Origin of the sequence: Halospina denitrificans (assembly GCF_004364635.1) — a bacterium.
Taxonomy (GTDB): domain Bacteria; phylum Pseudomonadota; class Gammaproteobacteria; order Pseudomonadales; family Oleiphilaceae; genus Halospina; species Halospina denitrificans.
In genome coordinates this window covers 233,825-258,045 of sequence record NZ_SOAX01000003.1, presented here as the reverse complement: position 1 = coordinate 258,045, position 24,221 = coordinate 233,825, and the positions used below count along the sequence as shown (strand labels likewise).

The window sequence follows — 24,221 nt, the reverse complement described above, 5'->3', positions numbered from 1 at the left end:
AATAACGGGACTGGAGCGCTATGGGCCCTGGTATCGGTGCACGCAGCGGCATAATGACGCTGACCATCAAGGACAAGGCGGTTCTTTACGCGGCTTACATGCCGTTCGTGAAGAATGGCGGCCTCTTCATACCGACCCAGAAGAACTATCGGATGGGGGATGAAGTCTTTCTGCTGCTGAATCTTATGGATGAGGCGGATAAGATTCCCGTTGCCGGAAAGGTGGTCTGGGTGACCCCAAAGGGGGCACAGGGCAACCGTGCTGCCGGGGTGGGTATCCAGTTCAACGGTGACGACGAAACGGCGCGAACGAAAATCGAAGCCTATCTTGCAGGGTCATTGAATTCCGATCGACCCACGCACACCATGTAGGTGATGACAGACCCCGAATCAGCGCCCCAGCCAAAGCCCGATTACTGCCAGTTTGAAACGCCCGCCGGTGTGCTGGAGGGATTGTGCTGGGGTCGGCATGAGGATCCCCCAATCATCGCTCTCCATGGCTGGCTGGATAATGCGGCCAGTTTCAGCCGACTGGGACCCCGTCTGGCCCGGTATCATCGGGTGATTGCCCTGGATCTGCCGGGGCACGGCCATTCCTTCCATCGCCCTCCGGGCGAAAGTTATGAAATGCTTGATTACGTGCGGGACCTGGCCCAGTTCCTGGAATGCCATGCGCCCGAAGGCGCAATCCTGCTGGGTCACTCCCTGGGCGGTATTATTGCTCTGCTTCTCTCGGTGGCTGCCCCGGACCGGGTCCGCGGGCTGATCATGATCGACAGCTTAGGGCCCCTCGTCGGTGATGCCGAGCATTTCCCGGCGGATCTCAGGAAGTCGATTGACCGGATGCGTGGCGGCAGCCGTGGCTCCCTTCCCGTCTATGCCGACCCGGAAGACGCGGTAACGGCGCGCATGGGCGGTCGCATCCCGCTGACCCGCGATGCCGCGGAGGTTATTGTACCCCGTAACCTGATACAGTCGGAGCAGGGTTGGTCCTGGGTTACGGATCCGCGCCTGCGTTACCCGTCCATGCACCGCCTTGATGAAGCGGAAGTCGTTGCCTGCCTGAGCGCGGTCGCGGTGCCGGTTCTTGTTGTCAGGGCCTCTCATGGTCTGCTCACCTATAAGCGGGAAATGATGGAACAGCGATACGTTTACCTGCCCGATTACCGGATTCTGGATACGCCAGGGGGCCATCACTGTCATCTCGACGGGCGGGTCGAGGAAATCAGCGCCGGTTGCCGGGAATGGCTTGAACAAAGGATGGACGCGGAATGAGAAACGGGTTGGGAGTTGTTCTTTTGATGGCGGGGCTGGTCAGTCCGGCCATTGCCGCGACGGCCGAAGGAGAGCCGGGTTTTGCGCCTTTTCCCGGGGGAAGCGTGGAGCGGCGCTCCTCTATCGAGGACAAGGAGATGCGGGTCTTCCTCGGGGCGGTCAGTGAGGTGAATAACGAATTGCGTGTCAATGACTCGATCCGCAAGCGCTGGTCCGGGTTTATTCGGACACTGCGTGTCGGGCGGAGTAACCGTGTGGAGGAGGTTGCTGACTACTACCGGTCCCGGATCCGGGAAAAAGAAGCGACGGTGCTCTTCGAATGCCAGGGGCGCGCCTGTGGGAACAGCAATGTCTGGGCGAACCGGGTATTTGATGAGTCCAGGCTTTACGGGCGCGATGATGCCCAGAGGTACTGGGTGACGGCCTGGCCGGATGCCAAGAACCGCATCCAGCTCAACACCCTCTATGCCATTGAGCGCGGCAACCGGGAGGTCTATGTTCATGAGCAGGCATTCCGGCTGGCCGAGGGTGAAAGTCTCCCGGGTGTGGCGCTGAAGGAACGACGTATCTTTGGGCCCGTGATCGTTCCCTGGGACAACCCGGATTCGCCTACCATGGAGGCCAGCGCGGCGGTTTTCGATCGAATACTGGCGCTTGCCGAGGAATACGAGGATGGTTCGCTGCATCTGATTGGCTTTTCACCCCTGGAGGATGGGAGCCTGGATCAGGTTATGGAACAGACGAAGGCCGCTACCCAGCGATTACAGGCACTGCTGGAAGAACGCGGGCTCAACGCCGACCGGATCAGGACCCGGGTTCTGGGGCCGCTGGTGCGTACGGTTGAGGCGGAGCGCAGTGGGCGTCGTATCGAAGTGATGCTGATTCGGGAAGGGAATGATGAGTAGCAAGGTTAGCCGCAATGACAGGACCCTGCCGGGAGAGGGCATCACGGTTGCGCTGGTGCTCGGCAGTGGCGGTGCCCGCGGCTATGCCCATATTGGCGTGATCGAGGTACTGCGCGAGCAGGGGTATGACATTATCGCGATTTCCGGAGCCAGCATGGGCGCGCTGATCGGTGGCATGTATGGCGCGGGGACGCTCACGGATTACAAGGACTGGGTTACCGGGCTGGATCAGTTCCAGCTGCTTCGCCTTTTGGACTTTTCCCTGGGATCTCCCGGGGCCATCCGGGGCGAAAAGGTCTTTGGGGTGGTCCACGAAATGCTTGGCGACACCCGGATCGAGGATCTGTCCATTGACTTCACTGCCGTGGCCACGGACCTGCTTGCCCACAAGGAGATCTGGTTCCAGGAGGGGCCGCTTTACGAGGCGGTCAGGGCATCGGCTGCCATACCCAGCGTTCTGACGCCGGTGATGATGAATGGCCGTGTCCTGGTTGACGGTGGCCTGCTTAATCCAGTGCCGATCATTCCCACGGTGGCCTCTCACGCGGATATGATTGTTGCCGTTAACCTCAGTGGTCTGGATCGCAAGTACCGGGACCTGCCCCCGCTGGACCAATGGAGCAACTACGAAAAGGTTGAGGGCTCTGACTGGCCTGATCCTTCCAATCCAAAGTCTGACTCCCAGGAGACGGATCCGGATAAAGAGGGGGCGGTGGACCCGTCCGATGAGGCGGATGCCTCGCCGGATGAATGGATCGACAAGCTCAAGCAGAGAGCGGCACGGTGGTTTGACTGGGACAACCAGGACCCCGGCGGCGGCTGGAAACGCAATAAGGCAAGCAGTGAAGAAGAGGCGCTGCAAAAGGCTCAGGCGCGTTTCGCCCTGCGTAGCAGAAACCGTGAGCCCACCGATGATGGTGGGGACGAGGGGGCGGAGCCCGTCAGTCTCCAGGAACTGGGCCTCGGTAAGTTCGATGTCATGAACCTCTCCCTCGAAACCATGCAGCACTCACTGACGCGCTATAAGCTGGCCGGCTATCCGCCGGATCTGCTGATCAACTTCCCCAAGCACGTGTGCCGGTCCTTTGACTACCATAAGGCTCCGGAACTGATCCAGCTCGGTCGCATGCTGGCCGAGGACGCCCTTGCCGAGTACCGGCAGACGGGAAATCCGATGCGTCCGGTCCCGGGCCCCGGCAGCCAATAACTGATATAATTCCGCCCTCAATTGGATAGACAGGAATCCGGGAATGCCCGATACGCAGGCCGATGCCCTCCAACATCTCCACACGGTCCGTGACTGGTTGCGGTTTGCCGTCTCCCGGTTTTCAGTGGGCGAGGTATATTGCGGGCACGGCACCGATAACCTCTGGGATGAGGCGGTGCAGTTGGTGATGCAGACCCTGCATCTGCCCATGATGGATAATACCCAGTATCTCGATGCCAGGCTCACGAACGCGGAGCGCGAGACGCTCTTCGGCCGCATCGAGAAACGCGTCAGTGAGCGGACTCCGGTGGCCTACCTGACCGGCGAAGCCTGGTTCATGGGGTTGCCCTTCGAGGTTGATGAACGGGTGCTTATTCCGCGCTCGCCCATTGGTGAGTTCCTGCTGGAGGAGGGCGGTCCCTGGCTGAACGGGAAGCCCGTTGGGCGTATCCTTGACCTGTGCTCGGGTAGCGGCTGCATTGGGATCGCCGCTGCCTGTCAGTTTCCCGAGGCCCAGGTCGATCTTGCCGATATTTCCCCGGGTGCCCGAGAGATTGCCGAGCGCAACATTCAGCGTTATGGCCTTTCCGACAGGGTTACCGCGATTGAATCGGATCTTTTCGAGGCGCTGGAAGGCCCTTATGATCTGATCCTGGCCAATCCGCCCTATGTGGACGCCGAGGATATGGCGGACCTGCCGCCCGAGTACCAGCACGAACCGGCGCTTGGCCTTGCGGCCGGACCGGATGGGCTGGCGCTCATGGAGCGTATTGTCCGTCAGGCTTACCGGTATCTTGCTTCGGACGGGGTGCTTGTCGGTGAGGTGGGTAACAGTCAGCCGGCCCTGGAAGCCGCGTTTCCCGGCCTGCCTTTTACCTGGCTGGCGTTTGAGAACGGTGGTCACGGGGTGTTTGTTCTGGATGCCGAAGCGCTCCAGGGTCTTGATGAAACGGAAACCGGGTAGAACCGACAATGTCAGGTAACTCAATCGGAAAACTCTTTACGGTCAGTACCTTCGGGGAAAGCCATGGACCGGCCCTTGGCTGTATCGTTGACGGCTGCCCGCCGGGGCTGCCCGTGTCCGAGGAAATCATCCAGGCGGAACTGGACTGGCGTAAGCCCGGCACGTCCCGCCATACCACGCAGCGCCGTGAGGCGGACGAGGTGCGGATCCTTTCCGGGGTCTTTGAAGGCCGGACGACGGGAGCTCCCATAGGACTGCTGATCGAGAATACCGACCAGCGCTCGAAGGACTATTCAAAGATCAAGGACCAGTTCCGTCCCGCCCATGCGGACTACACCTATTGGCACAAGTACGGCATCCGTGATTATCGCGGCGGTGGCCGTTCCTCGGCCCGTGAGACCGCCATGCGCGTGGCGGCTGGCGCCATTGCCCGGGTTTTCCTGCGGGAGAAGGGGATCGAGATCCGGGGTTGTATGACCCAGCTTGGCCCCATTGAACTCAAGGTGGAGGACTGGTCCGCCGTCCACGAGAATGCTTTCTTCTGTGCCGAGCCGGGACGCGTCGGGGAGCTGGAGGACTACATGGATGCCCTGCGCAAGGAAGGGGACTCGGTTGGCGCGCGGATCATGGTGGTTGCCGATGGTGTGGGCCCGGGGCTGGGCGAGCCGGTATTCGACCGCCTGGATGCCGACCTGGCCAGTGCGCTGATGAGCATTAATGCGGTCAAGGGCGTAGAGATGGGTGCGGGCTTTGCCAGCGTGGCCCAGAAAGGCACTGAGCACCGGGATGAGATGACCCCGGAGGGGTTCCTGTCGAATAACGCGGGTGGTGTGCTGGGCGGGATTTCCTCGGGGCAGCCGCTGGTGGCCCAGATCGCCCTCAAGCCCACCTCGAGCCTGCGTATTCCGGGCCGGGGCATTGACGTCAATGGTGACCCGGTGGAGGTGATCACCACGGGCCGCCACGACCCCTGCGTCGGCATCCGCGCCACCCCCATTGCCGAGGCCATGATGGCCATCGTGGTCATGGACCACTACCTCCGTCATCGGGCCCAGAATGCGGATGTGAAGGTCGACACCCCGGATATCGAGCAGTCGCGCCGCCAGGAACGCTGATATGGCGCCATCCGGGCTTTCGGTCTACTGGCGCCTCTCCAACCTCTACCTCTGGTTCTTCGCCGCCCTCGGCGTCCTCATGCCGTATTGGGCCCTCTACCTGCAGGATCAGGGCTTCGCGTACCTGGAGATCGCGCTGCTCATGGCCACGATCCAGGGCACCAAGATCATCGCCCCCAACCTCTGGGGCTGGCTGGGGGATCGCAGCGGCCAGCGTCTGCGCCTGATCCGCATGGGCTCAATGCTTGCTCTGCTGTGCTTCGCGTTCGTTCTGCTGCGCCCCGGCTTCTGGGGACTGCTGCTGGTGATGCTCAGCTTCAGCTTCTTCTGGAACGCGGTACTGCCCCTCTTTGAAGTGATTACCCTGCACAATCTCGGCTCCGATGCCCGCCGCTATGGGCGGGTCCGGCTCTGGGGCTCCATCGGCTTCATTGGTTCCGTGGCGGGTTTCGGGGCCTTGCTCGAATGGTTGCCGGTTTCCATTCTGCCCTGGTTGGTGCTGCCGCTGTTTATGGCGCTCTTTCTCGCGTCCTTCGGCGTCCGGGATGAACCCCGAACGCGCCGTCAGCCCCACCATGGCCCGGTCACCGCCATACTGAAAAAGCCCGAGGTCTGGTCCTTCTTCATCCTCAACTTCATGCTCCAGGCCAGCCACGGTCCTTACTACACCTTTTTCAGTATCCACCTGGAGCAGATCGGCTACGGCAAGTTCAGTATCGGTACCCTCTGGGCGCTCGGGGTGCTGGCAGAGGTCGGGCTCTTCCTGGTTATGCACAAGGTGCTCGCCCGGTTCCCCATGCGCACCATCATGCTCTGCGCCGCAATCCTGACCGCGTTCCGCTGGCTGGTAATCGCTGAGTTCTCCGCGATTCTCTGGATACTCCTGGGCGCCCAACTCCTCCATGCGGCCTCCTACGCCGCGCTGCACGCCGCTTCCATTCACTACATCCACGCCCATTTCGGGGAAGGCCACCAGGGGCAGGGCCAGGCGCTTTACAGCGGTTTAACCTACGGCGCCGGGGGTGCCACGGGCGCGGCCCTGGCCGGGCTGATGGTGGAGTGGGAGAGCACTGTTCTTGCGTTCCAGATGGGGGCGGGCGCCATGTTGATCGGGGTGCTTGCTGCGTGGATCTGGATGCGCCCCAACCCTGAGCATGCCTATGCCGGCAGCAGAGCAGGCTAACCGGCCGGCGCTTCCTGTTCCCGCACCACGTCCACCAACTCCCGGGCAGCACGCCCCGGCTCCCGACCTCGCAACCCGACGGCCCCGAGCATACGTGTGACCGGCTGATCCACGGACAGCACCCTCAGAGAGTCATCCAACATGGTATCGGGCAGCACCGACCAACCCAGCCCAACAGACGTCATCATCTTGATGGTCTCCAGGTAGTTGGTTGGCATCTGCGCCTCCAGCCGCAGCCCCTGCTCCAGAAAAAGATGCGAGATTACCCGGTACGTCTCGGTGCTGGCGGCCGGCAATATGGCCTGGTATTCGGCCAGATCCCTGAGGGTGATCGACTCCCTGGCCGCGAGTGGATGGTCCGTCCCACACACAAAACTCATCGGATCCTCCCAGGCAAACCACACCTGGAACTTCTCCATGACCCGATCATTCAACGTCACCCAGGCCAACGGCGCATCCCGCTGATCAAGCTGCTCCAGGGCCTGTTCCGATTCCATGAACTGGAGCTGGAATCTCAGATCCGGATGACGCTGGGTGAGGGCCCGGAGCCAGCGGGGCAGGTGGTGAAGGCCGATGTGGTGGCTGGTGATCAGCCGCAGGGGGCCCTGGAGTTCGGTATCGAGGTTGGTGAGGGACTGCCTGGCGTTATGGAGGTCATCAAGGACCTGTCTGGCATGGGGCAGCAGGGCGCGGCCGGCGTCCGTCAGGCTGATTCGGCGGCCATGGCGTTCAATCAGTTCCCGTCCTGCCTGGTCCTCGAGGGTGGCTACTCGTTTACTCACTGCCGATTGGGTTAAATGCAGGTTTTCGGCGGCTATCGAGAATGAGCCTGCATCGACTACTGCTACGAATGCCGTTAGTGCTTGGGTGTCCATTGTTTGGTTTTGTCCCTAGCTTGTTTGGGGTTGTGCTTTATTGACGAGAGGCTAGGGGGTGCCCTTTCCGGGAACCGCCTACACGGACGTACTTGTGGCGGTTCCTGGGAGACCTTCCCACCACCCCCGGAGATCGCCTATCCCTCTGTTTCAGTTGTTAGTTCAAATTCCAATATAGAATCCGAAACATAAAAAACATGAATTGCTGTAATCCATAGCAAGTTTGTATGATTACCCCAATAGCCGTCAACTTGGCTGAAAAGCCGCACAGGAGAGCGTTTCATGAGTGGCAAGACACTGTACGACAAACTCTGGGATTCGCACGTGGTGACGGATCGACCGGATGGGTCATCCCTCATCTATATTGACCGGCACATGCTGCACGAAGTGACCTCGCCCCAGGCCTTTGAAGGGCTGAGGATCGCCGGGCGGAAGCCTTGGCGGATTGATGCGAACCTCGCGACCGTGGATCACAACGTGCCCACCACCGGACGCGAGAGCGGCGTCGAGGGCATCGCGGATCCGATTTCCCGGACCCAGGTGCAGACTCTCGACCAGAACTGCAACGAGTTCGGTATCGTCGAGTACGGCATGAATGACAAGCGCCAGGGCATCGTGCACGTGATCGGGCCGGAGCAGGGCGCGACATTGCCCGGGATGACGGTTGTCTGTGGCGACTCCCACACTTCCACTCACGGCGCGTTCGGGGCCCTGGCTCACGGCATCGGCACCTCCGAGGTGGAGCATGTGCTGGCGACGCAGTGTCTCGTTCAGAAGAAGTCCAAGAACATGCTCATCCAGGTGGATGGGGAACTGAAGCCGGGGATCACGGGCAAGGACGTGATGCTGGCGATTATCGGCACCATCGGGACCGCCGGTGGCACGGGCTACGCCATTGAGTACGCCGGTTCCGCCATCCGCAGCCTCTCGATGGAAGCGCGCATGACCATCTGCAACATGTCCATCGAGGCGGGTGCGCGTGCCGGCATGGTGGCGGTGGATGACAAGACCATCGACTATGTCCGGGGCCGGCCCATGGCGCCCAAGGGTGAGATGTGGGACCGGGCCGTGGAAGCCTGGCGGGATCTCAAGAGCGATCCGGACGCGGAGTTCGACAAGGTGGTGCACCTGGACGCGGCGGATATTGAGCCCCAGGTGAGCTGGGGGACGTCGCCGGAGATGGTGACCAACATCGGTGGCCGGGTGCCGAACCCCGCCAACGAGTCGGACCCGATCAAGCGCGAAGGGATGGAGCGGGCCCTGAAGTACATGGGTCTCAAGGCTGATACGCCTATGACCGATATCCGGCTGGATCGAGTTTTTATCGGTTCCTGCACCAACGCGCGCATCGAGGACCTGCGCCAGGCGGCGGCGATTGTGAAGGGCCATAAAGTAGCCCCTAGCCTCAAGCAGGCCATGGTCGTGCCTGGTTCCGGGATGGTGAAAGCCCAGGCGGAGCAGGAGGGTCTGGATAAGGTTTTCCTCGAGGCCGGCTTTGAGTGGCGTGAGCCGGGTTGTTCCATGTGCCTGGGGATGAACCCGGACCAGCTGGGTGAGGGTGAACACTGCGCATCCACCTCCAACCGCAACTTCGAGGGCCGGCAGGGCTTCGGTGGCCGCACGCATCTGGTGAACCCGGCTATGGCCGCGGCAGCCGCGATCAACGGCCACTTTGTGGACATCAGCGATTTCTACTCTAAGGCGGGGTAATGGCATGAAGGCATTCACCAAGCACACGGGGCTCGTTGCCCCCCTGGATCGATCCAATGTCGACACCGACATGATCATCCCGAAACAGTTCCTTAAGTCCATCAAGCGGACCGGCTTTGGGCCGAACCTCTTTGATGAGCTTCGCTACCTGGACAGTGGGGAACCCGGAAAGGACAACAGTCAGCGGCCCCTGAATCCGGATTTCGTGCTGAACCAGTCGCGCTACCAGGGCGCCAGTGTGCTGCTCGCGCGGGCGAATTTCGGGTGTGGCTCCAGCCGTGAGCATGCGCCCTGGGCGCTGGAGGACTTTGGGTTCCGGGCCATCATCGCGCCAAGCTTTGCGGATATTTTCTACAACAACTGCTTCAAGAATGGCTTGTTACCCCTTGTTATTGATGAGAAAGAGGTTGATGAACTCTTCAAGTCCGTGGAGGCGGTTGAGGGGTATTCCGTAACGGTGGATCTGGAGAGCCAGACGGTTTCCACACCAGATGGCAAGACCTACTCATTCGAGGTGGACGAGTTCCGGAAACACTGCCTGCTCAACGGGTTGGACGATATTGGCGTGACGCTCGAGGACGCTGATTCGATTCGTGCCTATGAGACACGGCGCCGCCAGGAGGCGCCCTGGCTCTTCCCCGCAGGATGACCCCGACTACCCAATTGACTCAATGGATGAAAAATGACGAATAAAGTACTGTTTTTGCCCGGAGATGGCATTGGTCCCGACATCATCGCCCAGACGGAGCGGGTTCTTCGTCGCGCCGACGAAAGCTTCTCCCTTGGTCTGGAATTCGACGAAGCCAAAGTCGGCGGCGCCGCTATCGATGCGACCGGCGTTCCATTGCCCGACGACACCATGGCCAAGGCGCGCGAGGCGGACGGTATCCTGCTCGGTGCCGTGGGAGGTCCCAAATGGGATGCGCTTGACATGGCGGTCCGTCCGGAGAAGGGGCTGCTCGGCCTGCGCTCCGGGCTCGGCCTTTTCGGCAACCTGCGTCCGGCGTTTCTGTACCCACAGTTGGCAGAGGCCTCGAGCCTCAAGCCTGAGGTGGTCAGTGGCCTGGATATTCTCATCGTGCGTGAGCTGACTGGCGGCATCTATTTCGGCGAGCCTCGGGGTATCCAGACTCGCGAGGACGGCGAGCGGGAAGGGTTCAATACCTACCGGTATTCGGAATCCGAAATCCGGCGCATCGGTCGCGTGGCCTTTGAGTCGGCGCGCCAGCGCAATAAAAAAGTCTGCTCCATCGACAAGGCCAATGTGCTTGAAGTCACCGTCCTGTGGCGGGAAGTCATGGAGGAGCTGGCGAAGGACTACCCCGATGTGGAGCTCAGCCACATGTACGTGGATAATGCCGCCATGCAGCTGGTGCGCGCCCCCAAGCAGTTCGACGTGATTGTCACTGGCAACATGTTCGGTGATATCCTGTCGGATGAGGCGGCTATGCTGACAGGGTCCATCGGCATGCTGCCATCGGCCGCTTTGAACGAGAGCAAGCAGGGTATGTACGAGCCCTGTCATGGCTCGGCCCCGGACATCGCGGGCCAGGACCTGGCGAATCCGCTGGCGACCATCCTGTCCGGCGCCATGATGCTGCGTTACAGCCTGGGCTACGAGCAGGCGGCGGACGCCATTGAGAAGGCCGTCAGTGATGTGCTGGACCAGGGGCTGCGCACGCCGGACATCCATTTCGAGGGCACCCGCAAAGTGGGTACCAACGAAATGGGTGAAGCGGTGCTGGCGGCACTGGACAAGCGCCTGTGAGCGCGTGAACGAAATCGACTGTATTGAAATAAGGGTATACCCATGAACAGAGTTGGACTGGTCGGCTGGCGTGGAATGGTGGGGTCCGTCCTCATGCAGCGCATGCAGGAAGAAAATGACTTTGCCGGCATCGAGCCCGTGTTCTTTACCACCTCCCAGACGGGCAAGCCTGCTCCGAACTTCGGTAAGGAAGCGCCGCCGCTCAAGGACGCCACCTCCATCGAGGAACTCAGCGGCATGGACATCATCGTCACCTGCCAGGGCGGCGATTACACCAATGAGGTATACCCGAAACTGCGCGAATCCGGCTGGAAGGGGTACTGGATTGATGCCGCCTCCGCCCTGCGCATGGCATCCGACTCGGTGATTGTCCTGGATCCCGTTAACCGGGGCGTGATTGATCGTGCGCTCGACGCCGGCCAGAAAGACTTCATCGGAGGCAACTGTACCGTCAGCCTGATGCTGATGGGTATGGGCGCGCTTCTGGAGCAGGACATGGTCGAGTGGATCTCGCCGATGACCTATCAGGCGGCCTCCGGTTCCGGTGCCAAGCACATGCGCGAACTGCTTGAGCAGATGGGGGCACTGCACGGCACCTCGGCGGATCTCCTGGCGGATCCGGCCTCGGCCATCCTGGATATTGATCGCCAGGTTACCTCGACAATGCGTGGCGGTGAGTTCCCGGTGGACAACTTTGGCGTTCCGCTCGCCGGCAGCCTGATCCCCTGGATCGACAAGGCCATGGAATCCGGTCAGAGCAAGGAGGAATGGAAAGCAGAATCGGAGAGCAACAAGATACTCGGACGCGAGAATAATCCAGTGCCCATCGACGGCATCTGTGTTCGGATCGGCGCCATGCGGAGCCACAGCCAGGCGCTGACCATCAAGCTGCGCCAGGATGCACCGATCGCCGATATCGAGGCGATTCTGCGCGAGGGAAACCAGTGGGCGAGCGTGGTTCCCAATGAGCCGGAGGCCAGCATGCGCGATCTGACACCGGCGAAGGTTACCGGCACCCTGGATGTCCCGGTGGGGCGGCTGCGCAAGATGTCCATGGGCAACGAGTATCTCTCCGCGTTCACCGTTGGCGACCAGCTGCTGTGGGGCGCGGCGGAGCCCCTGAGGCGTATGCTGGGGATTCTCCGGGAACGCAACGGCTGACCTGCACGTCATCCCTCCCCGCTCCATCTCCGGGGCAGTATAAACGGTGTTCCGGCCCCAATGGGGTCGGGATGCCCGCGATTTATTGCGTAATCCCGGTTTATCAACAATACTTCGGCTTAACTTCATAATTACAGGTGTATTTCCGTGATTTCCGCGGACTCCGTGGATCGGCGGCATAACGAAACGGGAAAGGAAACGGCATGAAAGTACGCAAACTGGCGGTTGCACTGGCGCTGGCAGGTGGGCTGAGTTCGGGATTGGCCCATGCAATGGGGATGGGTGAAGGACAGATTCTCACCCGTTTGAATGAACCCCTGCGTGCCGAAATTGAGCTGACCCGGCCCGGCGACGTTTCCATGGACCAGATCAAGATTGGCCTCGCCTCCCAGGAGGAGTTTGAGCGTTTCGGGATCCGGCGTATGGGGATACTGAGTCAGCTCGATTTTGAGATAACCCGGGACGCAGACAACAAGCTCATTGTTGAAGTAACGACTGAAAACCCTGTCCGGGAACCCTTTGTGAAGATGCTCGTCGAATTGACCTGGCCCAATGGCCGGTTGATGCGGGAGTACTCGTTCCTGGTCGACCCGCCGAAGCGCTCCAGTGGGCCTGAGGCGGCTGGTCCGGAGGGGGGCGGTGAGACGGGACAGACCCGCGCCAGCCCCCCCGAACCTGCTGAGCGAGGTTCCGCCACGGAGGCAGCGCAAACCGGTTCGCAACCCAGCCAATCCGATGAGTATGGGCCCACATCAGCCAATGACACGCTCTGGAGTATTGCCGGACGCGTCAATGCACCAGAAGGTGCCAGCCGCCAGCAGGTGATGCTGGCACTGAAGGACGCCAACCCGGGCGCCTTTGTGAATGACAATATCAACCAGCTGCGCAAGGGCCAGGTGTTGCGGTTTCCGTCCGAACAGAAAATCCGCTCGCGCTCCACCCAGGAAGCCGTGCGGGAGGTTATGGCGCAGAACGAGGCGTATCGATCCCGCCGGGGTGATGCCGCCTCCGATGCTGTGGTTCAGGATTCACCTTCGGATTCCACCAACCAGGCGGCAGGTTCGGGCGCAGCCGGTGGAGGGGGCTCCAGTGACGATGAGCTTCGTATCCTGGTTGCGGACAATGAGTCTGGAAATGGTGAAGGCGACACCGCCGGGATGGGCGATGGCGAGGGCGATGAAGCTCTCTCAGCGGCACTCGAGGAACTGGATCGGGCAAAGCGTGACCGGGATGAGCTTAAGTCGCGCTTGGGCGACCTTGAGGAACAGATCGACACCATGGCCCAGCTGATCGAACTCAAGGACGACCAGCTTGCCGAACTTCAGCAGCGTCTCGCTGAGGCGGACGAGGATGCTGAAATCCCCGAGGATCTTCAGGCCAACGAGGAAGCTGCCGGGGACGACGAGGCAGCGTCTACAGACGGAACGGATACAGACGAAACGGATGAGGAAAGCGAGCGCGCGGATCCTGCGGCCGCAACAGGCGATAATGGGCCCGACCCGGAGTCCGGTGAGGCACCTGAGCCGGAAACCGATGATGCCGGTGGTGGTGACAGTGACACTGACCGAGGTGAGCCTTCGACCGGAACTGGCGGCGATGGGGCGGAGTCCGGAGCCGAGGGTGGCTCCGAAGATCAGACGGAAACGTCCGCCGCGGACACGGGCGCGGCTGCCGACCCTGATGAGTCGTCCCGTGAGCAGACCGGAATGGCGGAAGCGCCCACCACGGTAGGTGGTTTTTTTGATCGGCTTGTGAAAGAGCCGATGTATCAGATCGGTGCCGGGGTTCTTGGCATTCTCCTGCTCCTTGTCCTCTGGGCTCTGGCAAGGCGCAATGCCGCGCGCGAAAAGGCGTTCTACGATCAGGTCCGGGATGTCTCCGGGGACGAGGAAGCCCACGATGTTCTTGACCTCGAGCCTGAAGCGGAAGCACCGGGCGGCAGTGAGAACGCGGGCGAAGAGACTGACTCCAGGGCGCCGGAAAGCAGTGATGATGTGATCGCGGACGCGGATGTCTACATGGCCTATGGGCGTATGGATCAAGCGTCCCAGCACCTTGAGCAGGCTATTTCCAAGGAGCCAAGCCGCGCGGATCTGCGTCTTAAGCTTCTCGAGGTGTATGCCAACACCGGTGACAGCGATACTTTCGAGAAACAGTACCGGGAACTGAGCGCCCTGGGTGACGACAAGGCGATTGAAAAGGCGGATGCGTTGCGCGAGCAACTGGGTGACGCCGGAGAAGACCTGAGCATTGACGATCTTGCCGAGCAACTGAAGACGGGTCCCGGCGCTGAATCCGAGGCGACGGGCGCTGACGTCGAGAATGATGACTCCTTTGACTTTTCTGCCCTCGATGAGGCGGATGAGCTGCTGTCTGACGATGAGTCGTCCGGTGAGTCCACCTCGGCGGAGACCGACGAGGCCCTTGAGTTCGAAGAGGACTTTGGCTTCGATGACGAGGAGCCGCAGCAGGGTTCCAGTGAATCTGAGGGTATTGATTTCGAGTTTTCGGAGACAGAGTCCGCTCCGCAGCCCGCGGATGAGGATGTAGAGGATCTCGGGTTCTCCCTGGATGACCTGGAGCTTGAAGAGCCGGCCGTTGAAGCGCCGGCTGAGCAGGAAACCTCTGGCGAGTCAGCGCTTGACCTGGAGCTTGATGAGGATTCGGCCATTCCGGACACCGGTGAGTTCGAGGATGCTTCTGACGACGAGATCCCGGTAGCCGATGTTGGCAATGGGGAAGGTGAGTCCGGGCAACCACTGGCCGAGGAAGAGCCGGAACCACTGACGGAAATCAATGAAAGTATCGAGAGGGAGGAGGCGCCGTCGGCTGCCGAAAGCGAGGCAGAGGCCGATACTGGTTCTGAGTCATTCGACGAATCGTTCCTTGATGAGCTGGATGCGGAGCTGGACAAGGTGACCGAGGCGGAGTCCGGGAGCGAAGGGGCTGATACCTCCACGACTGAGGCGCCGGCAGAACCGGAAGCAGCTCAAGAGGGCGAGACCTCCGGAGAAGAGCTCAGCGACCTGGAGCTTGATGTGTCCGAGGATGATCTGGGGCTGATGGATGAATTGAGTGGTGAGGAATCCGGCGAAACCACGGAGCAGGCTTCGGAATCATCCAATCAGGGCGAGGAAGGGCTTCTGGATACTGATCTTGGGGACAACAGTGCGGAGGAAACGCTCTCCGATGAGGAGAAGGCCGCGCTTGAGGGAACGGGTCCTGCCCAGGAAGAATCGGCCTCCGGCGAAAGCGGCGAGGACGACGAATTCGATTTTCTCGAAGGCACGGACGAGGCTGGTACCAAGCTCGACCTCGCGCGCGCCTATGTCGAAATGGGTGACGCGGAAGGCGCCCGGGATATTCTCGAAGAAGTCTCGAAAGAGGGCAGCGAGCAGCAGCAGCAGGAAGCCCAGCGCCTTCTGGCTGAACTCTGATACAGCGTGCTTGAACAGCGCATCGAGCTCTCAACGGAGGTTACGGTCGGTCCGGGGCCGGTCGCTCTTGTCATCGAATATGATGGCACGGGGTTTCACGGCTGGCAGGACCAGAAAAGCAGCATCCGTACCGTAGGCGGAACCCTGGACGCGGCCGTGGCAAGTGTGGCCAACCATGAGGTGGACCTGGTCTGCGCTGGACGCACGGACGCGGGCGTTCACGCCTGTTACCAGGTTGTGAGTTTTGAGGCGCGGGTGACACGCCCGCTGCGTTCCTGGGTCCTGGGTATCAACTCGGCGCTTCCCTCCGATATCCGGGTGCACTGGGCGGGTCCGGTTCCGGAGGATTTCAGTGCCCGGTTCACGGCTTCGGCCCGTCGTTACCGCTACCTGATGCTGAGCCGGGAGACCCCGCCGGCGCTGCTGCGTCAGCGCGTCGCCTGGACACACCACGCCCTTGATCCAGAGGCGATGGACGCAGCCGCCCAGCATGTTGTGGGAGAGCATGACTTTTCCGCCTTTCGTGCGGCAGGGTGTCAGGCCAACACTCCGAACCGTGAGATTACCGGGATTTCGGTGACCGCTTCCGGACCCTTCCTGGTTCTGGATGTTACCGCCAATGCCTTTCTGCATCACATGGTCAGGAATATCGCCGGAACCCTGATGGCGGTCGGCCGTGGTGATTTTCCCGGGGACTGGGTCGCCGAGGTGCTCGAGGGCCGGGACAGGCGCAGGGCTGGGGTTACCGCACCGCCGGAAGGTCTCTACCTTGTGGATATTCATTACCCGCCGGAATTCGGCATTCCCCGTCCGTTGCCGGGCCCTCTTTGGATGGTTTCCGACGCCTGACGGTTGGTCTCGCGGGCAAGGACCGCTATCCTATCGTTTTTATCGGCAGGAGAGGCCCGTTGGATCGCACCCGCGTCAAAATCTGTGGCATTACGCGACCGGAGGATGCCCTCGCCGCCGCTCAAGCCGGAGCGGATGCCATCGGGCTGGTCTTCTACCCCGCAAGTGCGCGAGCAGTGACCATTCCCCAGGCGAGCGCCATCTGTCATGTGCTGCCCCCGTTTGTCACCGTTGTCGGGCTGATGGTGAACCCGGAAGCCGAAATGGTTCGTAAACACCTTGAGGCGCTCCCACTGGATCTCCTGCAGTTCCACGGCGATGAAAGCGCCGGGTTCTGTAACTCCTTCGGTCATCCCTGGATCAAGGCGGTGAGGGTGCGTGACGCCGGGGTGGTCGCTCAGGCTGAGGAGGCGTATCACGGGGCCTCGGGAATTCTTGCCGATGCCTATGATCCCGACCAGTACGGGGGTACTGGCAGGACCTTCAACTGGGGCTGGCTCCCTGAACGGCCGTCCAGACCGCTGATTCTTGCTGGCGGCCTTAACGCGGGAAACGTGGGAGATGCTGTCCGCCGGGTACGGCCCTGGGCAGTGGATGTCAGTGGGGGTGTGGAAGACGCGCCCGGAATCAAGAACGCGGCACTTATCCAGAATTTTATCCGAGAGGTTATCCAGAATCATGAAACTGACTGAGGAACTGCTGAAGGATTTCCCCGACAGCCGGGGCCACTTCGGCGACTATGGCGGGCGCTTTGTCTCGGAAACGCTGATCGATTCCCTGGATCACCTGGAGAGCGAGTATCGCCGCTTGAGGGATGACCCGCAGTTCAGGGAGCGTTTTGAGCGGGATCTTGAAGACTATGTGGGGCGTCCAACCCCGCTGTACCGCGCCGACCGGCTGAGTGAGGAGACCGGCGGCGCCTCGATCTGGCTCAAGCGCGAGGATCTCTGTCATACCGGTGCGCACAAGGTGAATAACACCATTGGCCAGGCGCTGGTTGCGCACTTTCTCGGCAAGCCGCGGGTGATTGCGGAGACCGGGGCCGGTCAGCACGGGGTGGCGACGGCGACGGTTGCCGCCCGCCTGGGCCTGAAGTGCAAGATTTACATGGGTGCCGAGGACGTGAAGCGCCAATCGATCAACGTCTATCGGATGAAGCTTCTGGGCGCGGAAGTGGAAGCGGTCGAGGGGGGCACCAGAACCCTCAAGGACGCTATGAACGAGGCGTTGCGGGACTGGGTTACCAATGTTGACGATACCTTCTACATCATCGGCACCGTCGCAGGTCCGCACCCGTATCCGATGATGGTTCGGGATTTCCAGTCGGTGATTGGTCGTGAAGCCCGGCGCCAGCATCTCGAGAAAACCGGACGACTTCCGGATGCGCTGGTTGCCTGCGTCGGTGGTGGTTCCAATGCCATCGGGCTCTTCTATCCGTTCCTGACCGATGAATCGGTGGAACTGTACGGTGTTGAAGCCGGCGGTTACGGCATAGAGACCGGGCAGCATGCCGCGCCCCTGAGCGCTGGCCGGCCTGGTGTTCTGCACGGCAATCGGACCTACCTGATGGAAGACGAAAATGGCCAGATTTCCGGAACGCACTCGGTATCGGCCGGACTGGATTACCCTGGTGTCGGCCCGGAGCACTCCTGGCTCAAGGATATAGGCCGTGCCCATTATGTGTCGGTTACTGACGATGAAGCCATGGACGCATTCCGGACACTGACCGCGGTTGAAGGTATAATGCCCGCTCTGGAAACGGCGCACGGCATCGCTTACGCGCTCAAGCTGGCGCGGCAGATGACGCCGGATCAGTCCATCATCATCAACCTGTCCGGGCGTGGCGATAAGGACATGAACACTGTCGCGCGCATGGATAACATCGACGTCGAATAGGGCCCCAATCAATGAGTCGAATCCCAACCCTGATGCCCCGATTGAAGGAAGCGGGGCGCAAGGCGCTGATCCCCTATATCACGGCCGGGGATCCTGACTGTGACGAGACACTGCGCATCATGCACACCCTGGTGAACGCGGGTGCCGACATGATCGAGCTCGGGGTGCCTTTCTCGGATCCCATGGCGGATGGGCCCGTCATACAGAAAGCCTGCGAGAGGGCCCTTGCCAAGGGCTGTTCCCTGAGGGATGTCCTGGGGATTGTCCGCCGTTTTCGCGAAACGGATCCCGAGACCCCTGTGGTGCTGATGGGCTACCTGAACCCGGTCGAAGCCATGGGGTATGAAACCTTTGCCGCCATGGCCGAAGAAGCCGGGGTCGATGGCGTGCTGCTTGTGGATCTCCCTCCCGAGGAGGGCGATCGTGTTGTGCCGATCCTCAACGAACATGGCCTGGATGCGGTGTTCCTGCTCTCGCCAACCACCTCGGATGAGCGCATCCGGCTGGTGAGCAGGCATTGTTCCGGGTATGTGTACTATGTTTCTCTCAAGGGAGTCACCGGTTCAGCCACCATTGATGCAACAGCGGTTGAGCAGCGGGTGGACCATATCAGGGCCCTGACGGAGTTGCCTGTGGGGGTGGGCTTCGGGATCCGTGACAGCGAGACGGCGAGGGCGGTTGGCCGGGTTTCCGATGCAATTATCGTTGGCAGTGTTATTGTGGACTGTATCAGTCGTCACCCTGAAGCAGGGCCGGCATTGCACGAGGCTCTTGACCGCCTCGTCCGTCCACTGCGCGAGAGTCTGGATACACTTTAAAGGGAGCAGCATTCATGAGCAGCTGGCTCGATAGAATTATGCCGGGCATGATCCGCTCGGATGCCCAGCAACGTTCCACCGTTCCCGAGGGGCTGTGGAAAAAGTGCCCGAAATGCAGCGGTTTTCTGTATCGCCCGGAGCTGGATCGCAACCTCAATGTCTGTCCGAAATGCGATCACCACATCCGCATTGCGGCCCGGCGGCGGCTTGAGATCTTCCTGGATAAGGATGAGGATTCCCGCGAAATCGCGGCGGAGCTCGAACCCGTCGATCGTCTGAAGTTCAAGGATACCCGTCGTTATAAGGAACGCCTGAGCCAGGCCCAGAAAAGTACCGGAGAGAAGGATGCCCTGGTTGCCATGGCCGGGTCGGTCCAGGGTGTGCCGGTGGTGGCCGTGGCGTTTGAGTTCAAGTTCCTGGGTGGTTCCATGGGGGCCGTGGTCGGAGAGAAATTTGTTCGCGCGGTGAATCTCTGCCTGGAGCAGGGAGTGCCGCTGGTGTGTTTCTCCGCCAGTGGCGGTGCCCGGATGCAGGAAGCAATCGTTTCGCTGATGCAGATGGCCAAGACATCCGCCGCACTGCAGCGGATGCGCGAGAACGGCATTCCCTTTATCTCAGTGCTTACGGACCCGGTTTTCGGCGGCGTATCAGCCAGTCTGGGAATGCTCGGGGACCTGAACATTGCCGAACCCTACGCGCTCGTTGGCTTTGCCGGCCCCCGGGTAATCGAGCAGACCGTGCGCGAAAAACTGCCTGAGGGGTTCCAGCGCAGCGAATTCCTGCTTGAGCACGGGGCGATCGACATGATTGTCGACCGTCACGACATGCGCGAGCGCATCGCGCATATTCTGGCCAAGCTTCAGCACCGCGCCGAACCGGCCCTGGATGAAGACAGCGGCATTGAGGATGTGCCAGACGATGTCCCCGAAGAACCCACCGCCTGATGCCAGCGCGCCATTGGCGCGCTGGCTGGAATGGCTTGAGCATCTTCACGCTCAGGAGATCGAGCTTGGGCTGGATCGGGTCCTTATTGTGTACCGGCGCCTTCTTCCTCAGGGGTTGCGGGGGCGGGTTGTTACCGTGGGCGGCACCAACGGCAAGGGCAGTACCGTGCACAGCCTGGAGCGACTGCTTCGGAGTGAAGGCTGTCTGACCGGAGCCTACACATCGCCGCATATCCATCGATTCAATGAACGCATACGGGTTAATGGCGATGAAGTGGATGATGATGCCATCTGCCGGGCCATGGCGGCCGTGGAAGAGGCCCGTGGCAACACGCCCCTGACCTATTTCGAGTTCACGACCCTGGCGGCCTTCTGGATCTTCCAGCAGGCGGGCGTGGCGTTTCCGTTGCTGGAGGTTGGGCTTGGCGGGCGGCTTGATGCCGTCAATGTCGTCGATCCCGAGTTGGCCATCATCACCAGCGTCGACCTCGACCATACCCAATGGCTTGGCGAGGACCGTGATCGGATCGGCTACGAGAAAGCCGGTATCCTGAGGCCGGGATTGCCCGCGATTTTCGGTGACCCTGATCCACCGGATTCGGTCGTGCGCCAGGCGCGGGCGCAGGAGGTGGCTTTACGGGTCCGTGGCCGTGATTTTGGCCCTTCAGCGGATGAGGCCCCGGGAGTCCTGGTCCTTGATGGGAATTCCGGGCCTGAACGTATTGACGTTGGAGCGACGCCGCTGACAACGGCGCATCAGATTGCGGCCCAGGCCTTTCGTGATCTGGGCTTCCCGGTTGACCGGGAGCGGCTGGAGGCGTTGCGGGAATCGGGAGAATTGCCGGGGCGTTTCGAGTGCGTTGGGCAGGCACCGGAGATCATCCTGGACGTGGGGCACAACCCTCATGCGGCGTGCTGGCTGGCGGAGAGGCTCGGCACCCTTTCCGGTGGAGGGCGGCTACTGGCGGTCTACGCTGCCCTTTCGGACAAGGACGTGGCGGGCGTCGCCGGCGCCCTTAAGTCACAGGTCGATGAGTGGTTTCTGGCGGGATTGCCCGGTAGTCGCGGTCTGTCTTCAGAGACGCTCTCACAGCGGCTGACGGGCCTCCTGGAGGGCAGTGCGGTGCAGTGCTTCCCGGATGTCCCCGCCGCCGTGGAAGCGGTAATGCGAATGGCCGCGCCCGACGACAGGATCCTTGTCTTCGGTTCCTTCCATACCGTCGAGGAAGCCGGCCCCCTCCTTGAATCGCTGCAGAGTGGCACAGCAGCAGTGAACGGGTTACACTCCCGCCATTGACGAACAGCCGAGGCAATCAGGTTTTGGACGGATTCAAACAGCGAATCGTTGGCGCACTCATTATTGTCAGCCTGGCGGTGATCTTCGTGCCGATGCTCTTTGATGAGCCGCATCAGGAACGCGAACGGCAGACGCTGGAAATACCACCGGAACCCGATGTTCCGGATGTGACCGTGGAAGAGCCGACAGAACCCGAGGTGACCGAGACCGTGCAGGGCTCGGTGCCCGCACCGAATCAAACCGGTGATGGGGATGACAGCGAGGACGCCGATCTCCCCATGGCGGATGACGGCAGCACTGGCGGCAATGAATCTGAGCCGTCACCGGACGAGCAGCCTGATACGAGCGTACTGGAGGGAGCTTACCTGGTTCAGCTCGGAAGTTTTGGCAGTGCTGACAACGCAAAGCAACTCCGGGATCGCGCCCGGGAAGCGGGGATGGACGCCTACATCGAGTCGTTCGAGCGCGACGGGGAAACCCTTACGCGGGTTTTTGCAGGGCCATTCATCGAACGCTCGGCAGCGGAGGATGCCAAGGCCGAGTTGGATCAATCGTTTGGGCTTGACACCCTGGTTATTACTGGCGGGGAGTAGGGCCGGTTTGGCCGGGTCCCGATTCCTGCTAGAATTGCCGCTTCTATAAGCGAGTGAAGGCTGCCTGATGGACGCGCTGATCTGGATTGACTGGGTCATCATTGCCATTGTTGGGATATCGACCCTGATCAGCCTGAAAAGAGGCTTTGTCCGGGAGGCGATGTCACTCGTGATCTGGGTCGGGGCCTTTGTGATTGCCCGGACCTTTCATCCCAGTATGCAGGCGTTATTGGCCGGGACGGTTGAGACGCCGGCCGTCCGGCTGGTTGCCGCTTTCGCCATTCTTTTTGTCAGCACCCTGGTTGTTGGCGCACTCGTGAGCAATGCGCTCGCGAAGCTCGTCCATGCCACAGGCCTGTCGGCAACGGATCGTGTTCTCGGAACCGTTTTCGGGCTGGCCCGGGGGCTGATCGTCGTCGTGGTTGCCCTGGCGCTGTTACGGATGACACCGGTGACCGAGGATACATGGTGGCAGCGTTCAGTAACGGTCGGCGAGCTGGTGAAAGTCGAGGAATGGTCCCGGGACCTGCTTGGTGATGACATTAACGCCTATCTTCCCAGTCCGGATGACGGGGATAAGCTGTCGAAAGACAGCGCCATACGGCAGGGAGGCCAGCGCCTGATGCAAATGCAGGGGGCGGTCCCCGAGCTGCCGCTTGACGCCGAAACCGAATCCTCATCAACCGCGGAGTAACAGTACCCGATGTGCGGAATCGTCGGAATTGTTGGTACCACCAACGTTAACCAGTCGCTTTACGATGCCCTGACCGTGCTGCAGCACCGGGGCCAGGATGCCGCCGGCATTGTGACCTTTGAGAATGAGCGCTTCTTCCTGCGCAAGGATAACGGCCTGGTTCAGGATGTGTTCCGGTCCCGGCATATGCGGCGTCTGGTCGGTAATGTTGGTATTGGCCATGTGCGTTACCCCACTGCCGGGTCCTCAAGCTCCGCTGAAGCCCAGCCCTTCTATGTGAACAGCCCCTATGGCATTACCCTGGCGCACAACGGGAATCTGACCAATGCGGAGGATCTGGCCAGTGATGTGTTCCGGTCGGATCTGCGTCACATCAACACCAACTCGGACTCCGAGGTGCTGCTGAATGTGTTTGCCCATGAGCTGCAGAAGATGGGCAAGCTCAACCCGACCAAGGATGAGATTTTCGCCGCCGTGCGCACGGTACACCGGCGTGCTCGCGGCGCCTATGCCGCCATTGCCATGATTACCGGGTACGGGATCGTCGGCTTCCGGGATCCGAATGGTATCCGGCCCGCGTGCTTCGGGGTGCGCGAGACCGAGAACGGCAAGGAATACATGATCGCGTCGGAAAGTGTGGCACTTGCTTCCCAGGGCTTTGAGCTGATCCGCGACATTGATCCGGGCGAGGCGGTCTATATCGAGACGGATGGCTCCCTCTACACCGAGCAATGCGCCGAGAACCCGACCCTGCACCCCTGTATTTTCGAGCACGTCTACTTTGCGCGGCCGGATTCCATCATCGATAACATTTCGGTTTACAAGTCACGCTTGCGCATGGGCGAGGCGCTCGCCCACAAGATCCTGCGTGAAATGCCGGATCACGATATTGACGTGGTCATTCCGATTCCGGATACAAGCCGTACATCGGCTCTGCCGCTCGCTTTTGAGCTTGGGGTGAAATTCCGGGAAGGGCTGATCAAGAACCGCTATATCGGTCGGACCTTCATCATGCCGGGGCAGACTATGCGCAAACGCTCGGTACGCCAGAAGCTCAACCCGATCGAACTGGAGTTCCGCGGCAAGAATGTGCTGCTTGTGGATGACTCCATTGTGCGCGGGACCACGTGCCAGGAAATTGTCCAGATGGTGCGTGATGCCGGGGCGAGGAAGGTCTACTTCGCGTCGGCCGCGCCTCCCGTTCGCTATCCCAATGTGTACGGCATTGACATGCCTGCGGCCAATGAGCTCATTGCCCATGGGCGAACCGAGCAGGAGGTCCAGGCGATCATTGGGGCGGACTGGCTGATCTATCAGGAGCTTGACGACCTGATTGAGTGTGCGCGTGAAGGCAATGACCGCGTTGAGAGCTTTGACTGCTCCGTATTCAACGGCCAGTACCCGACGGGGGATGTAACCGCCGAGTACCTGGAGAAGCTGGAGCGGGAGCGGTCCGATGCGCGCAAGTCGCAGCGGAACAAGGAGCTCACCGCGGACAGCGATGTCATTGATATGCATAACGACGAGTAGG

General features: G+C 61.0%; 22 protein-coding genes. 21 read left to right on the top strand and 1 reads right to left on the bottom strand.

Going from position 1 to position 24,221, the window contains the following annotated elements; all coding sequences use genetic code 11:
• Positions 1-20: 20 nt before the first annotated feature.
• Genes DES49_RS08150 through DES49_RS08120 form a run of 7 tightly spaced genes read left to right on the top strand, consistent with a single transcriptional unit; the run spans position 21 to position 6,648 of the window.
• On the top strand, positions 21-371 hold the full coding sequence (locus DES49_RS08150; RefSeq protein WP_133735914.1) for a PilZ domain-containing protein: 351 nt from the start codon (positions 21-23) through the stop codon (positions 369-371).
• 3 nt (positions 372-374) lie between these two features.
• The gene (locus DES49_RS08145) at positions 375-1,274 is read left to right on the top strand and encodes an alpha/beta fold hydrolase (protein WP_133735913.1); all 900 of its coding nucleotides are present in this window, start codon (positions 375-377) and stop codon (positions 1,272-1,274) included.
• Positions 1,271-2,179, top strand: coding sequence for a DUF4892 domain-containing protein (locus tag DES49_RS08140; protein WP_133735912.1), 909 nt, complete (start codon positions 1,271-1,273; stop codon positions 2,177-2,179). Before DES49_RS08145 ends, DES49_RS08140 begins: the two co-directional genes overlap by 4 nt.
• On the top strand, positions 2,172-3,386 hold the full coding sequence (locus tag DES49_RS08135) for a patatin-like phospholipase family protein (protein WP_243864966.1): 1,215 nt from the start codon (positions 2,172-2,174) through the stop codon (positions 3,384-3,386). The genes DES49_RS08140 and DES49_RS08135 overlap by 8 nt, the downstream gene beginning before the upstream one ends.
• 43 nt (positions 3,387-3,429) lie before the next feature.
• Positions 3,430-4,350 (top strand): 50S ribosomal protein L3 N(5)-glutamine methyltransferase, encoded by a 921-nt coding sequence (prmB, locus tag DES49_RS08130; RefSeq protein WP_133735910.1) that lies wholly within the window; start codon positions 3,430-3,432, stop codon positions 4,348-4,350.
• Between the two features lie 8 nt (positions 4,351-4,358).
• A complete protein-coding gene (gene aroC, locus DES49_RS08125) occupies positions 4,359-5,465 on the top strand; it encodes a chorismate synthase (RefSeq protein ID WP_133735909.1) in 1,107 nt (368 codons plus the stop codon).
• Between the two features lies 1 nt (position 5,466).
• Positions 5,467-6,648, top strand: a complete 1,182-nt coding sequence (locus DES49_RS08120; RefSeq protein WP_133735908.1) for an MFS transporter — start codon at positions 5,467-5,469, stop codon at positions 6,646-6,648.
• Here DES49_RS08120 and DES49_RS08115 read toward each other — a convergent pair.
• The gene (locus DES49_RS08115) at positions 6,645-7,523 is read right to left on the bottom strand and encodes a LysR family transcriptional regulator (RefSeq protein WP_133735907.1); all 879 of its coding nucleotides are present in this window, start codon (positions 7,521-7,523) and stop codon (positions 6,645-6,647) included. The genes DES49_RS08120 and DES49_RS08115 overlap by 4 nt on opposite strands.
• Positions 7,524-7,805: 282 nt before the next feature.
• Between DES49_RS08115 and leuC the strand changes: the two genes are divergently transcribed.
• From leuC to purF, 14 genes are all read left to right on the top strand, one after another.
• Entirely contained in the window at positions 7,806-9,233 is a 1,428-nt protein-coding gene (gene leuC / locus DES49_RS08110; protein ID WP_133735906.1) for a 3-isopropylmalate dehydratase large subunit, read from the top strand.
• Between the two features lie 4 nt (positions 9,234-9,237).
• Positions 9,238-9,882, top strand: coding sequence for a 3-isopropylmalate dehydratase small subunit (leuD, locus tag DES49_RS08105; RefSeq protein ID WP_133735905.1), 645 nt, complete (start codon positions 9,238-9,240; stop codon positions 9,880-9,882).
• Positions 9,883-9,915: 33 nt separating this feature from the next.
• On the top strand, positions 9,916-11,001 hold the full coding sequence (gene leuB / locus DES49_RS08100) for a 3-isopropylmalate dehydrogenase (protein ID WP_133735904.1): 1,086 nt from the start codon (positions 9,916-9,918) through the stop codon (positions 10,999-11,001).
• Positions 11,002-11,043: 42 nt separating this feature from the next.
• The gene (gene asd / locus DES49_RS08095) at positions 11,044-12,162 is read left to right on the top strand and encodes an aspartate-semialdehyde dehydrogenase (protein ID WP_133735903.1); all 1,119 of its coding nucleotides are present in this window, start codon (positions 11,044-11,046) and stop codon (positions 12,160-12,162) included.
• A gap of 203 nt (positions 12,163-12,365) precedes the next feature.
• The gene (locus DES49_RS08090; RefSeq protein ID WP_133735902.1) at positions 12,366-15,599 is read left to right on the top strand and encodes a FimV/HubP family polar landmark protein; all 3,234 of its coding nucleotides are present in this window, start codon (positions 12,366-12,368) and stop codon (positions 15,597-15,599) included.
• Between the two features lie 6 nt (positions 15,600-15,605).
• A complete protein-coding gene (truA, locus tag DES49_RS08085; protein WP_133735901.1) occupies positions 15,606-16,448 on the top strand; it encodes a tRNA pseudouridine(38-40) synthase TruA in 843 nt (280 codons plus the stop codon).
• Between the two features lie 59 nt (positions 16,449-16,507).
• Positions 16,508-17,140: a phosphoribosylanthranilate isomerase gene (locus tag DES49_RS08080; RefSeq protein ID WP_133735900.1), complete on the top strand. Its 633-nt coding sequence runs from the start codon at positions 16,508-16,510 to the stop codon at positions 17,138-17,140.
• Positions 17,127-18,344 carry a tryptophan synthase subunit beta gene (gene trpB / locus DES49_RS08075; RefSeq protein ID WP_133735899.1) on the top strand — a complete coding sequence of 406 codons (1,218 nt, stop codon included), beginning with the start codon at positions 17,127-17,129 and terminating at the stop codon, positions 18,342-18,344. The genes DES49_RS08080 and trpB overlap by 14 nt, the downstream gene beginning before the upstream one ends.
• An 11-nt stretch (positions 18,345-18,355) precedes the next feature.
• Positions 18,356-19,162, top strand: coding sequence for a tryptophan synthase subunit alpha (gene trpA, locus DES49_RS08070; protein WP_133735898.1), 807 nt, complete (start codon positions 18,356-18,358; stop codon positions 19,160-19,162).
• Positions 19,163-19,176: 14 nt separating this feature from the next.
• Complete coding sequence (accD, locus tag DES49_RS08065; RefSeq protein WP_133735897.1) at positions 19,177-20,106, top strand: acetyl-CoA carboxylase, carboxyltransferase subunit beta; 930 nt, start codon at positions 19,177-19,179, stop codon at positions 20,104-20,106.
• The gene (gene folC / locus DES49_RS08060) at positions 20,081-21,403 is read left to right on the top strand and encodes a bifunctional tetrahydrofolate synthase/dihydrofolate synthase (RefSeq protein ID WP_243864964.1); all 1,323 of its coding nucleotides are present in this window, start codon (positions 20,081-20,083) and stop codon (positions 21,401-21,403) included. The genes accD and folC overlap by 26 nt, the downstream gene beginning before the upstream one ends.
• Positions 21,404-21,426: 23 nt before the next feature.
• On the top strand, positions 21,427-21,996 hold the full coding sequence (locus tag DES49_RS08055) for an SPOR domain-containing protein (protein WP_133735895.1): 570 nt from the start codon (positions 21,427-21,429) through the stop codon (positions 21,994-21,996).
• Positions 21,997-22,063: 67 nt separating this feature from the next.
• Positions 22,064-22,690, top strand: a complete 627-nt coding sequence (locus DES49_RS08050) for a CvpA family protein (protein ID WP_133735894.1) — start codon at positions 22,064-22,066, stop codon at positions 22,688-22,690.
• Positions 22,691-22,699: 9 nt separating this feature from the next.
• Positions 22,700-24,220: an amidophosphoribosyltransferase gene (gene purF, locus DES49_RS08045; protein WP_133735893.1), complete on the top strand. Its 1,521-nt coding sequence runs from the start codon at positions 22,700-22,702 to the stop codon at positions 24,218-24,220.
• Position 24,221 lies beyond the last annotated feature (1 nt).